Genomic DNA, 12,712 nt, shown 5'->3' with positions numbered 1-12,712 from the left:
AAAAATACTCATACAACTTCTCAAAAAAAAGTTATTTTTACACATAACATTAACACAAATGTCTAAGATAGAATCAACTTCATCTGTATTAGAAATTTTTACTCAATATCTTGAGAAAAATGGTCAGCGCAAAACACCTGAACGCTTCGCTATTCTACAAGAAATATACGATCATGATGGCCATTTTGATATAGAAACTCTTTATATTAAAATGAAAAATAAAAAATATAGAGTAAGTAGAGCTACCTTATATAATACTATTGAATTACTTATTGATAGTAAATTAGTGAGAAGACATCAGTTTGGTAAGAATCAATCGCAATATGAAAAGTCCTTAATTAGTGGGCAACATGACCATCTTATTTGCTCCGCTTGTCATTCAGTGACAGAGTTTTGTGATCCAAGAATTCAAAACATTAAGAATACAGTTGAAGAATTATTGAAATTTAAAGTGTCTAATCATTCTTTAAACCTTTATGGTTTATGTGAAAAATGTCAATCAAAAAAATAAACTTATATAAATGTCGGTAGATGTATTATTAGGCCTACAATGGGGCGACGAAGGAAAAGGTAAGATTGTAGATGTATTAACTCAAGATTACGATATTATTGCTCGTTTTCAAGGTGGTCCAAACGCTGGTCATACACTAGAATTTGACGGTATCAAACACGTGTTACATACTATTCCATCAGGGATTTTTCATAAAAATGCCATCAATATTGTTGGTAATGGAGTCGTTATTGACCCTATTATTTTCAAAAAAGAAATTGACGCATTAAACGAGATGAATGTTGATTTAGTTTCTAAACTTTTTTTATCCAAAAAAGCCCACCTTATATTACCAACTCACAAACTTTTAGATGCTGCTTCAGAAAAAGCAAAAGGTAAAAGTAAGATTGGCTCTACTTTAAAAGGTATTGGGCCAACTTACATGGATAAAACTGGTAGAAATGGCTTAAGAGTAGGTGATATTAGTTCTACAGAGTTTAAAAACCGTTATGATAAATTAGTATCAAAACATTCCCGAATGTTAGATAATGACTTTATGGGCTTTGATTTAGAGAAATTAGAGAAAGATTGGTTCGAAGGAATTGAAGTTCTTAAATCATTCAAACATATTGATAGTGAACACTATTTGCATCAAGCACAAAAACAAGGCAAAAAAATATTAGCTGAAGGTGCACAAGGTACTTTATTAGATATAGATTTCGGTTCATATCCATTCGTTACATCATCCAACACCATATCTGCTGGTGCTTGTACCGGTCTAGGAATAGCACCTAATAAAATTGGTGATGTCTTTGGTATTTTCAAAGCCTATTGCACTCGTGTCGGGAGTGGCCCCTTCCCTACTGAATTGTTTGATGAAGTAGGTGAATTTATTGGTAAAGTAGGTAATGAATTTGGTGCTACAACAGGTAGAAAAAGGCGTTGTGGATGGATAGATATTCCAGCTCTTAAATACGCAATCGCCATAAATGGCGTTACTAAGCTAATGATGATGAAAGCAGACGTTCTTAGTAATTTAGAAAATATTCAGGTGTGTACTCATTATGAATACAATGGAGAGTTAATTGACTATCTACCATTTGATGCTAGTGAAGACACCATTAAGCCCATATACAAGGAACTAGCTGCTTGGACAGAAGATTTAACCCAGCTATCTTCATTGGACCACGCTCCATCTCAATTGATAGATTATATCGATTTTCTTGAAAAAGAGCTAGAAACACCAATTGTTGTTGTTTCTGTAGGGCCTGATAGAACTCAAACATTAAACAGATAACGAATTTGATATTTCTTCGAAATATGGTATTAATGATTAGCATCATTAATATCGTATATGCACAAGAGAGTAGTCAACTAGAAATTATCAACGCCAATTATACTTATTTCGACCAAGAAAAATTCCCTGATATTAGACGTTTGGTCGGTGATGTGAGTTTTAAACACGAAGGAGCCATAATGGATTGTGATAGTGCTTGGCATTATTTCAAAGAAAATCGATTTGAAGCATACAGCAATATCCACATCAACAAGGGTGATAGTATTCATTTATATGGAGAAAAGCTAAATTATGATGGTGCTAATCATAAAGCCATAGTACAGAGAAATATCTTACTTAAAGATAGAACCATGAACTTAAAAACGGATGAACTGCATTACTTCTTAAAAAGTAATATCGCCTCCTATTATTCTGGTGCTGTAATTACCAATAAAGAGAATGTTTTGAAAAGTAAAAAAGGTGACTACCTTTCTCGAGCTAAAACCTTAGTATTTAAAGGCGATGTTACACTTGACAATCCAGAGTATTTGATAGAGTGCGATACTCTAGATTATAATATTGATAGTGAAATAGCTTATTTTAATGGACCAACCACAATAACATCAGACAGCAACTTTATTTATTGTGAAGACGGCTGGTATAATACCCTTACCAATAAATCCGAATTTAGCAGTAATGCCTATTTGAAAAGTGACAATCAGATACTTTCAGGAAATATCTTGTACTATGATAGAAACAATGGATATGGTAGAGCTCTTTCGAATGTAGCTATTGAAGACACTGCCAATGATTATACTATTTATGGAAATAAAGCCGAATATTTTGAGAAATTAGATAGCTCAATAATCACTGATTTACCTCTTCTAGTTGCCGATTTTGAGGAAGACACTTTATACCTACATTCTGATACTATTATCGCCAATTTAGACAGTTTAGGAAAACAACAAATTAAAGCGTTTACTGGAGCTAAATTCTATAGTCAAAACCTTCAAGGCAAATGCCAAGTATTGTTTTACTATATGCGAGACTCAACTATTCAGATGTTCAATGAGCCTATACTCTGGTCTGATAATTATCAATTGACTTCAGAGCATATTATACTTGAGCTAAAAGACAATTCTATTGATAAGATGAATCTATTACAAAATGCCTTCATCATTTCTCAAGATAGTTTAGACTTATACAACCAAATTAAAGGAAGAAATATGATTGGTTTTTTCAAAAGAAATGAGCTAAACAAAATCAATGTTAATGGCAATGGTCAGGCAGTATATGTCATAAAAGACGAAGGTGATAAAATATCCGGCATCAATACAGTAAGCTGTAGTCAGATGAATATCAATGTGAAAGAAAAAGAGATTCGACGTATATCTTTTCAAAAACAGCCCAATGCTATCATATACCCTATTGAAGAATTACCCAATGAGTGGAAAAGATTAGAAGGCTTCAATGAACGCTATCAAGAACGCATCATAGATAAAGAAGATATTTGGGAGTAGTTATTGACTAAAAATCACCAAAGCCCCACACTATACCAATATTGGCATAGTACAAATTACCTTCAAAAAAATCATCGGATTGTGATATCATATCATAACCAACATTTAGTGCCAAAGCAATATGATGTTTTGGGTTAAACATTTCGTAATACGAATATTTAGCTTGAAATTGAGCTAATTTTATTTCCGCACGACAACCTAAGCCATAGGTAAAATCATTTATTAATACATATTCTTTATCTTTTTCCGAAGGTCCGAACTGATTGCTTTCTATTGAAGTCTTAACTATATTTATATAAGGAGCAATATTTAAAACTTCTGAATCATCTATAAAATAACCCAATACATTCCTCTTTTAAAATATGATACAGAGTCATTTAATTCAAAGTTAATTGGTTCGTTATTATCTGTATATCCAAAAAATGGAGTTTTCACATTGAAATTACCTCCATTTAAATAAAGAGAAGCTAACACATTATGTATCCTAATATCCATTGACATATTGAAAATCATATTAGTAGAAAATGTATTTTTTAAATTATTAGTTAAACCAACTCCTCCTGTACCAAATGTATATGTAAAATAGGCTGGGGTATATTTTTTAGGTAATGCCTCTTGTATAAAATCAGAGTATTTAGTTTTAGGGAAATTGCTTTTATAGTTCCTCAATAATCGAGAATATTCATCATTTTTAGAACCCTCATTAACAAGGTGTAAATACATATTTATTAGTCTTTTCCCTTCACTATCTATAGCAGTCTTTTTTAAGTTATTTAAAATGTCTTCTTTTTTTATTGTCAATCTCTTTTAGCAATACATTGCCTATCTTATAAGAATCTGGATAAGGAGCTTGATTTGCATACATATCATATTTTTTGACTTTTTCTAAAAAGCCAGAAAAATCTGAAGTCAGTAAGTTAATATTTAAATTTTCAGGAAAGTAGAAAGCTGAATAGGCTTTATCTGACGTATATTCATTCAAATATTGGCTAATTTCTTTTGCTTTCTCATAGTCTTCTTTGGCAATGGATTGAATTAATAACTTTCTACCATTATTCACAAATTCAGTTGTGGAATCAGAAAATGATTTAATTTCATTTTCAATTTGAGCGTTCGTATTCGTAAATATAAAGATTAGAAATAAGAAAGGTATTACAATTTTAGTTTTCATGACATAAATTTTAAGGAGTAACAAATGTATAAAATATATCCCTTTAGGAAATATACTTAGCTAACCAAGAATCTGAGATAGGTATCTTCCACTGACTTTCATATTCCGCTTTAGTTTTCACTAAGTTGTTAAAAACTAGCGTTTCTGAACTTAGTATTTGCTTAAATTTAGGAAGTGGTAAAACCTGGGTATTCTCCCCTTCCAAATAAGCAATATTCATTCTATCAAAGCAATCTATTTGATACTGTTTAGCTATAGATTTAATAACGGCTACCGAACTGTCAATAGAACAGCCACTTGCGCCCTGCATACTCTCATCTACAAATAAACAAATGAACCAATCGTGTATTTGAAATGAACAATGCAATGCTGTTCCGTGAGTATTCCAATTATTACACAAGTCAATGAGTTGTTTTTCTATATCAGCTTTTTCATCGGAGTCAAACGCCCTATTGCTTTGATATATCCACACTCTAGCATCAGCACTTATTTGGTCGTAAGGAATGTACATTTTAAAGGTCTTGAGCTTGAGCAATCATTTCTGCAATATCCATGACTTGAATATCGTTTTCTTTTTCTTTGTTCTTTACACCATCCGTCATCATAGTATTACAAAATGGACAGCCTGTAGCGATGAATTCAGGCTTTACAGCTAAAGCGTCTTCTGTACGTTCAATATTGATGTCCTTATTACCTTTTTCAGGCTCTTTAAACATCTGAGCACCACCAGCGCCACAACATAGGCCTTTGGCTTTACAACGCTTCATTTCTACCAATTCGGCATCTAGCCTTTGAATTAGTTCTCTTGGTGCTTCATACACATCGTTAGCCCTACCCAAATAACAAGGATCGTGGAAAGTGATTTTCTTTCCTTCAAAACTTCCCCCTTCAATAGTTAGTTTACCTTTATCCAGCAATTCTTTTAATAATTGAGTGTGATGAACAACTTCATAATTACCCCCTAAATCAGGATACTCATTTTTTAAGGTATTAAAGCAATGCGGACAAGCGGTTACTACATTTTGTACTTCATAGGCATTCATAACTTCGATGTTTGCCATGGCTTGCATTTGAAACAAAAATTCGTTTCCTGCTCGTCTTGCAGGGTCACCACTACAACTTTCTTCCGTACCTAATACAGCAAATTTGACATTGGCTTTATTTAATAACTTAACAAAAGCCTTAGTTATCTTCTTAGCTCTATCATCAAAACTTCCTGCACAACCTACCCAAAAGAGAACTTCTGCTTTTTCTCCTTTGGCCATTAGCTCTGCCATTGTAGGTACTGTTAATTGACTCATATCTTATTTTTCAAATACTTGAATAGTAACTTTTTTCTCAACAAGGTCGGTAAATTTACCATCAAATCGTGTTGCTCTAACTAAGTGGTTATCAATCCAATGATAATTACCACCTCTTGGTTTTCCCATGAGCATACCATGGTATTTAAAACCGTGTTTGTTTAACCATTTCTCAGTCACTTCTCGATGTTCTTCTATCCTAGAAGTAAAAAAGGTAATAATGTGACCTTGATCATACCATTTGTTTAGTGTTGCTAAAGCATCTGGATATAATTCTGCTGTTGCCATTCGTTCTGGCTCTTCATTAGGGATATCATCACAAATAGTGCCATCGATATCAATCATATAATTTTTTACGTGTTCTGGTAATACTGGACTTATGTGCTGTCCATCGACAATTTTGTCTTCTAAATTAATCTTGTTATTCATCTTTCCAATTCAATCGGTCTGACATAGAGAATTGCCAAGGCGCACCATTATTCTCCATGTTAGTAAAAATAGTATTCAGTTCCATCGGTGCGGCTGATTCTTCCATCACTAAATATCGTCTTAAATCTACAATTATAGATAAAGGATCAATATTTATTGGACATGCATCTACACAAGCATTGCAGGACGTACAAGCCCATAATTCTTCTTTTGAAATAGAATCTAGTAAGGATTTATTATCGTTAAAATTGTCTCCTTCATTGTCAATTCCCTTTCCTACTTCTTCTAGTCTATCTCTTACGTCCATCATTATCTTTCTGGGAGATAATAATTTGCCCGTTTGGTTGGCAGGACATTCAGAGGTACATCTTCCACATTCAGTACAACTGTAAGCATTCATAAGCTGTATCCAGCTTAAATCTTGAACGTCTTTAGCACCAAAGCGTTCTGTTGCTACATCATCAGTTGCTGCAAAAGGATCAATATTGGGGTCTAGCATTTTTTTAACCTCGTTGGTTACCGAATCCATATTTGAAAACTTCCCCTTTGCGTTCAGGTTAGAATAATATGTATTTGGAAAGGCTAATATGATATGTAAATGTTTTGAAATAACTAGGTAGTTCAAAAATGCAAGAATCCCTATAATATGAAACCACCAGCATATTCGTTCTACTAAAATCAGACTGGATTCAGAAATATCACTAATTAAAGGAATGAAATATTGACTAATAGGTGTTGCAAAATCTACGGTATAATGTGCTGAATTCATAGCTACTAGCAAAGAGTCACTAGCATTCATTAGAAGAAAAGCAAACATCAAAACTATCTCAAACACTAGAATTAGATTAGCATCTGTTTTTGGCCATCCTTTCATCTCTTTACTTAAAAATCTTGGAATACGCATTATATTTCTCCTAGTAAGGAAGAAGACACAAGCAATGAGTACTAAAGCTGCTAAAACTTCAAATGCTCCAATGATGAATGAATAAAATGGTCCTAAGAAAGCCAATATTCTGTGTGTGCCAAAAATACCGTCAATGATGATTTCAATAACTTCAATATTTATGATTACAAAACCAATATAAATCAATAGATGTAAGAACCCAGCTATTGGTCTAGTTACCATTTTAGATTGTCCAAGAGCTACCCGAGCCATTACTTTCCATCGCTCAGACGAATTGGAAGACCTATCAATATCTGTTCCTAGATTTATATTACGAATGATTTTTCTAAAATTCTTGGCAAACAAGAATGAAAAACCTATAAAAACTAATAAAAAAATGACTTGCTCTAATCCCATATATGATGGTTATTTAACGGTATCTTTTTTTAATTCAAATGTTGTTCTTTTACCTCCTAAAAGTGAAAAAGTAACGTAACGTTTTGGGTGTTTTTTCATATCCTCAATCAACAAGTCTAATTGTTTAGATGCACTTGATAGATTATTATACATTTCTTTATCATTAAGAAGTAAACCAATTGTACCCTCTCCATTTTCAATCTTTTGAAGAATTTTATCAAATTCAAATAACGATTTATCTAAATTCTTGATTGTACTTTTAATATTCGATTTAGCTAAAGAATCAGAGATGGATTCGAAATTCTTTAAGGTTCTTGCAATCATATCGTTATTGTTATGCAAGTTAGTGGTAATTGACTCTACATTTTGAAGTATGGTAGTCACTCTCAAATCATTTTTATAAATTACACTATCCAACTTTACCATCGCCAACTCCATAGTGCTAAAAGTTCTGTTGAGGCTTCTTAAACTGCCTGATAAACTTTCTCTAGCATCTTTGTCCAATACAGTAGTAATTACTGTCATAACAGAATCAATAGATGAAATGAGCTCTTCTGCTTTATTTTTTAATGGAAGTACTTGTTTGTTCACTTCATCTTTGAGGCCATCTTCTATCTCTGCGTAAAGAGTATCACCGGGAGATGCAAACAGATTAGAGTTGCCATAAATTAACTGAACAGCTTTAGTCCCCATTATATCCGAATTATAAATTCTAGCAATTGTATTTCTAGGAAATCTAATGTCATCATTTAAAGTAAATTGAACAATGATGTCTCCTGAATTATTAGGATGAAAGTATATTTCAGTTACATTTCCAACCGTCAAACCATTTATTCGTACAGGAGCTGAAGACTCAAGACCATCAATATTATTATAAATAGAATAGTATTCATTAGAATTTTTAAAAATATTATTACCCTTTAGAAAACTAATTCCCCAGATAAGTAACAAAATAGAGAGAATACCTATAATACCTATTTTTAATTCTGCTTTCATTATTCTTGATTTTGATAATTTATAGCTTCAGAAATGCCTATTTTTTTGTTATTTAAAAATGCTATGATAAAAGCATCTTTATAGCCATTTTCAACTGCAATTTGTTGAATTTCCTTTGCCTTTTCCAATTGCATCTCATTACCTATTGTGTATTTATACATGTTACTTTCTTTGAATACATCTACTTTATAATCTAAAATAGATGAGAATTCTTTCGGTTGTAAAGAGGTTTTAATTTGGACTTTAAATATAACACCTTTTTGTGTCGTTTCATTATTTGCAAATAACTTTGTCGAATCTACCATATCCTTAGCTACAATTGCTGGGCTTTCTAGATTATTTGAAGGTAATTCTAGATCATTTTTATATTCCTTGATAGCTCTAAAAATAGCAGAAGCCATGTAAGATTGTCCATTTTCAGAGTTTAAAAAGTCTTCTTCATTAGGGTTTGATATAAAACCTAATTCAACTAGAACGCTGGGCATAGATGTTGCTCTAGTAACCCATAAGGGTGTTTGCTTAACCCCTCTATCGGATCGTTTAACTCTTTCTCTAAATTGCTCTTGAATTTTCTGAGCGATTAGTATGCTTTGATCCAAGTAAGTAGTCTGACTTAGTGAAAATGCTATTATACTTTCTGGTGAGTTAGGGTCAAAACCATCATAATTTTCTTCATAATTATCTTCAAGATAAATCACAGAATTTTCCTTTTGTGCAACCCTTAAATTTGCTTCTGTATAGCGTAAGCCCATAACGTGGGATGAACTGCCTTTTGCTGATGACTTAGTAAAGGAGTCACAATGAATTGAAATAAATAAATCGGCATTAGAATTGTTGGCCAAATCTGTTCTATCCTTTAGCGTAGGAAAAGTATCACCTGTTCTCGTATATATGACTTTCATTTCAGGAAATGTCTCCTTGAGGTACTCTCCTACCTTAAGAGTAACCTCTAAGGCAATGTGTTTTTCTGATTTAGAATACCGTCCGGTTCCCAAAGCACCTGGATCTTTACCTCCGTGTCCTGCATCTAGCACAATAGCTTGAACAACACTTTTTTGAGCTAAAGTAGCATCAGCAAAAAAGAGTGATATCAGAACAAGAAATATAAAATTATAGCGTTTCATAATATCAAGCTTTTAAAATAGTAGAAATGATTAGTTTTGAATCCAAATACAAGTGTAGTTGAAAAACCATCTTTACATTTCAAAATCAATCTCAAAAGTAGCATATTTTATGTGCTACTCTTTATTCTCATTATTTGTTTTTTCAACAAGCAATGCACAAGAAGTTATTAGCGATTCTCTGAGTATTAGTTCTGATTTAATTTCAGAAGATAAAATTGAAGAACAAGTGATAAGCTCTGCTCAGGATTCTATCGATTATGATATTGAATACAACAAAGTGTTTTTATATAATAATGCTGAAATTAAATACGGATCAATAACACTTAGAGCCGCATACATTGAACTCGATTCAGATAAAAATATTGTTTTTGCAAAAAGCCTAGTTAATGATAGTACTGGAGAAAAATATGGATTTCCTGTATTTACTGAAGATGGAAAAAGTTTTACATCTAAAGAGATAACATATAATTTTAACACTAAGAAAGGAATAATAAAAGAAGTTCGTACTCAAGAGGGTGACAGTTATATTCTTGGAGAAAAAGTGAAGAAAAATCCCGACGATGTTGTTTACACTTCCAAAGGAAGGTATACCACCTGCGATGCCGAAATACCTCATTTTTCTATTAAAGCAAATAAAATTAAGACCATTCCTAACAAAAAGATTATTACTGGTCCAGCAGTGCTTGAGTTTGGTGGTGTTCCTACTCCATTAGCAATTCCTTTTGGATTCTTTCCAAATCAGAAGAAACAGAGTTCAGGAATAATCTTTCCTTTTTATGGTGAATCTTCTAATCAAGGTTTTTTTCTTAGAAATGGAGGCTATTACTTTGCTATTAGTGATTACATGGATTTATCAATTATTGGCGACATTTATACTAAAGGATCTTGGAATTTAAAAGCCAATTCAAATTATAAAAAGAGATATCGATATCAAGGAAATTTCAATTTAAGTTATTCAAGCCTTAAAAATGGTAATCCTTTAGTGGGTAACAATACCGATAAAAGAGACTTTTTTATTAGGTGGAAACATCAACAAGATGCTAAAGCTAATCTGAACAGACGTTTTTCAGCAAATATAAACGCTGGTAGTAGTTCTTATCAACAAAACAACTCTTTTTCTGATAAAGACTATTTAAGCAATACTTTTCAATCTAACTTATCATACTCTAGAAATTGGAAGTCATCGGCGTTGTCTATGAATCTTAGACACAGTCAAAATACCCTTTCAAAACAAGTAGATTTAAGTTTGCCAGAAGTAGCCTTTAACTTAAACCGTTTTTATCCCTTAAAGCGCTTTAATAAAAGTAATAAACCCAAATGGTACGATAAATTATCCGTAAATTATTCTAGTAATTTTAAAAATACAATTTCTATTGCTGATAGTTTACTTTTTCAGCCTTCTACCTTAACAAAATTTAGAAATGGTATTGTACATAATATTCCGGTATCAACTTCATTAACTGCATTCAAATACTTCAATCTATCCCCATCATTTAGTTATCGTGAACGATGGTATTTTGATAGAACAGAAAAACAATGGATAGACAATCAATTAAACACAGACACTGTTAATGGCTTTTATAGAGCATTCAATTACTCCTACAGTTTATCAGTTAGCACAAAGCTTTATGGAATGTTTAATTTTAATGGTAAAAAAGTAAAGGCAATTAGGCATGTATTAAGTCCTTCCGTTTCATTGAGCTATTCTCCAGATTTTTCAGCTAATAATTTTAACTTTTTCGATGAAGTTCAGATTGACAGCCTAGGAAACACTCAACAGTATTCTTATTATCAAAATGGTATTTATGGATCACCAGGGAGCCAATCAAACGGATCTATGCGTTTCTCATTAGGGAACATACTTGAAATGAAAACACTATCGAAAGATACTATTAACCCTATCAAGAAAATAAAACTATTAGAAGGTCTAAATGTTTCAACAAGTTATAACTTCCTAGCTGACTCTATGCAGTTCAGCAATGTTTTAATTAATGGTAGAACACGATTGTTTAATAAGTTTGACATCACTTTTAGTAGCACTTATGACCCATATCAAAATATAAATGGTAGCCGAGTCAATAAATATTATTTTTCGGACACCTATTTGCCTGCCAGATTAACAAATGCCAGTACAAGTTTAAATTTTAGATTAAATGGAGGTGCTAAAAAGGAAGAAAACGATATTACACATTGGCTTGATTACGTAGACTTTGATATTCCTTGGAACTTAAGCGTGAATTATACCATGAATTACAATAAACAATCAATAACTCAAAAATTAAATCAATCTCTAAATTTTTCAGGAGATCTTAAACTTACTGACAAATGGAAAATTGGTTTTAACTCTGGATATGATTTTGACGCTAAAGACTTGAGTTACACATCATTAAATATATATAGAGATTTACATTGTTGGGAAATGTTGGTAAAATGGATTCCTTTTGGATTTAGACAGAGCTATAACTTCACAATTAGAGTAAAAGCTTCGGTATTACAAGATTTAAAATGGGAAAAGAAAAAAGATTGGTACGACTATCAATAAGTCAACCAATTATCTAGAATCTTTTCTCCTTGGGGAGTTAGAATAGATTCTGGATGAAACTGTAAACCTTTCACATCGTATTGTTTGTGAGTAATTGCCATAATTAAGTTCTCACTCTCGGCTATAACTTTTATATTACTAGAAATCGTCTTATCGTCAAGAATCCATGAATGGTAATGTCCAACTTGAATTGGATTTTTTAAACCTTTAAATAAGTAATCATCGGTGTCATAAGTCGTCAAAAAGGATTTAGAGCCATGAATTACATTGCTCATTTTGAGCATTTTACAGCCAAACACCTCGCCTATCGCTTGATGACCTAAGCAAATTCCTAAAATACTCTTAGACATTGAAAAAAACTCTACTAAAGGTTTAAGTTTTGAAGCTTCTGACGGAATGCCTGGACCTGGTGATAAAACAATTTTATCGTATTGATGAACTTTATCAAAATCGAGTTTATCATTTCGTACTACATCAATTGAAGAAACTTTGCCCTGTATTAGATGAAACAAATTGAATGTAAAAGAATCGTAATTATCGACCAATAATATTCTCATCAAATA

The 12,712-nt window shown here is 32.2% G+C and carries 14 protein-coding genes; 4 read left to right on the top strand and 10 right to left on the bottom strand.

The genetic code is table 11. The features are described 5' to 3' along the window. Window positions 1-58: 58 nt before the first annotated feature. From P8I29_05340 to P8I29_05330, 3 genes are read left to right on the top strand one after another with little or no spacing between them, the layout of a single operon-like run. Window positions 59-511, top strand: a complete 453-nt coding sequence (locus tag P8I29_05340) for a Fur family transcriptional regulator (protein MDG1917227.1) — start codon at window positions 59-61, stop codon at window positions 509-511. Window positions 512-521: 10 nt separating this feature from the next. Further along, window positions 522-1,787, top strand: coding sequence for an adenylosuccinate synthase (locus tag P8I29_05335; protein MDG1917226.1), 1,266 nt, complete (start codon window positions 522-524; stop codon window positions 1,785-1,787). Between the two features lie 32 nt (window positions 1,788-1,819). Continuing rightward, the gene (locus P8I29_05330) at window positions 1,820-3,286 is read left to right on the top strand and encodes an OstA-like protein (GenBank protein MDG1917225.1); all 1,467 of its coding nucleotides are present in this window, start codon (window positions 1,820-1,822) and stop codon (window positions 3,284-3,286) included. 7 nt (window positions 3,287-3,293) lie between these two features. On the opposite strand, the gene P8I29_05325 is transcribed toward P8I29_05330, so the two are convergent. Genes P8I29_05325 through P8I29_05285 form a run of 9 tightly spaced genes read right to left on the bottom strand, consistent with a single transcriptional unit; the run spans window position 3,294 to window position 9,607 of the window. Next, on the bottom strand, window positions 3,294-3,629 hold the full coding sequence (locus P8I29_05325) for a hypothetical protein (GenBank protein MDG1917224.1): 336 nt from the start codon (window positions 3,627-3,629) through the stop codon (window positions 3,294-3,296). Continuing rightward, window positions 3,614-4,009 (bottom strand): hypothetical protein, encoded by a 396-nt coding sequence (locus P8I29_05320; protein ID MDG1917223.1) that lies wholly within the window; start codon window positions 4,007-4,009, stop codon window positions 3,614-3,616. The genes P8I29_05325 and P8I29_05320 overlap by 16 nt, the downstream gene beginning before the upstream one ends. A gap of 46 nt (window positions 4,010-4,055) precedes the next feature. Then, window positions 4,056-4,457, bottom strand: coding sequence for a hypothetical protein (locus tag P8I29_05315; GenBank protein MDG1917222.1), 402 nt, complete (start codon window positions 4,455-4,457; stop codon window positions 4,056-4,058). Between the two features lie 43 nt (window positions 4,458-4,500). Further along, a complete protein-coding gene (locus P8I29_05310) occupies window positions 4,501-4,968 on the bottom strand; it encodes an ABC transporter ATPase (protein ID MDG1917221.1) in 468 nt (155 codons plus the stop codon). 1 nt (window position 4,969) lies between these two features. Next, window positions 4,970-5,758: a (Fe-S)-binding protein gene (locus tag P8I29_05305; GenBank protein MDG1917220.1), complete on the bottom strand. Its 789-nt coding sequence runs from the start codon at window positions 5,756-5,758 to the stop codon at window positions 4,970-4,972. Between the two features lie 3 nt (window positions 5,759-5,761). Then, a complete protein-coding gene (locus P8I29_05300; protein ID MDG1917219.1) occupies window positions 5,762-6,187 on the bottom strand; it encodes a phosphoheptose isomerase in 426 nt (141 codons plus the stop codon). After that, window positions 6,180-7,487 carry a (Fe-S)-binding protein gene (locus P8I29_05295; protein ID MDG1917218.1) on the bottom strand — a complete coding sequence of 436 codons (1,308 nt, stop codon included), beginning with the start codon at window positions 7,485-7,487 and terminating at the stop codon, window positions 6,180-6,182. The genes P8I29_05300 and P8I29_05295 overlap by 8 nt, the downstream gene beginning before the upstream one ends. Before the next feature lie 9 nt (window positions 7,488-7,496). After that, window positions 7,497-8,483: an MlaD family protein gene (locus P8I29_05290; protein ID MDG1917217.1), complete on the bottom strand. Its 987-nt coding sequence runs from the start codon at window positions 8,481-8,483 to the stop codon at window positions 7,497-7,499. After that, window positions 8,483-9,607 (bottom strand): N-acetylmuramoyl-L-alanine amidase, encoded by a 1,125-nt coding sequence (locus P8I29_05285; protein ID MDG1917216.1) that lies wholly within the window; start codon window positions 9,605-9,607, stop codon window positions 8,483-8,485. The genes P8I29_05290 and P8I29_05285 overlap by 1 nt, the downstream gene beginning before the upstream one ends. A 109-nt stretch (window positions 9,608-9,716) precedes the next feature. Between P8I29_05285 and P8I29_05280 the strand changes: the two genes are divergently transcribed. Then, the gene (locus tag P8I29_05280; GenBank protein ID MDG1917215.1) at window positions 9,717-12,149 is read left to right on the top strand and encodes a putative LPS assembly protein LptD; all 2,433 of its coding nucleotides are present in this window, start codon (window positions 9,717-9,719) and stop codon (window positions 12,147-12,149) included. On the opposite strand, the gene P8I29_05275 is transcribed toward P8I29_05280, so the two are convergent. Then, window positions 12,143-12,706 carry an aminodeoxychorismate/anthranilate synthase component II gene (locus tag P8I29_05275; protein MDG1917214.1) on the bottom strand — a complete coding sequence of 188 codons (564 nt, stop codon included), beginning with the start codon at window positions 12,704-12,706 and terminating at the stop codon, window positions 12,143-12,145. The two genes, P8I29_05280 and P8I29_05275, sit on opposite strands and share 7 nt — an antisense overlap. Window positions 12,707-12,712: the final 6 nt, after the last annotated feature.

It is taken from the genome of Flavobacteriales bacterium (genome assembly GCA_029248105.1).
GTDB lineage: Bacteria > Bacteroidota > Bacteroidia > Flavobacteriales > UBA7312 > UBA8444.
Note: the sequence above shows the minus strand (reverse complement) of the source record. Positions and strands in the feature narration are given on the sequence as shown.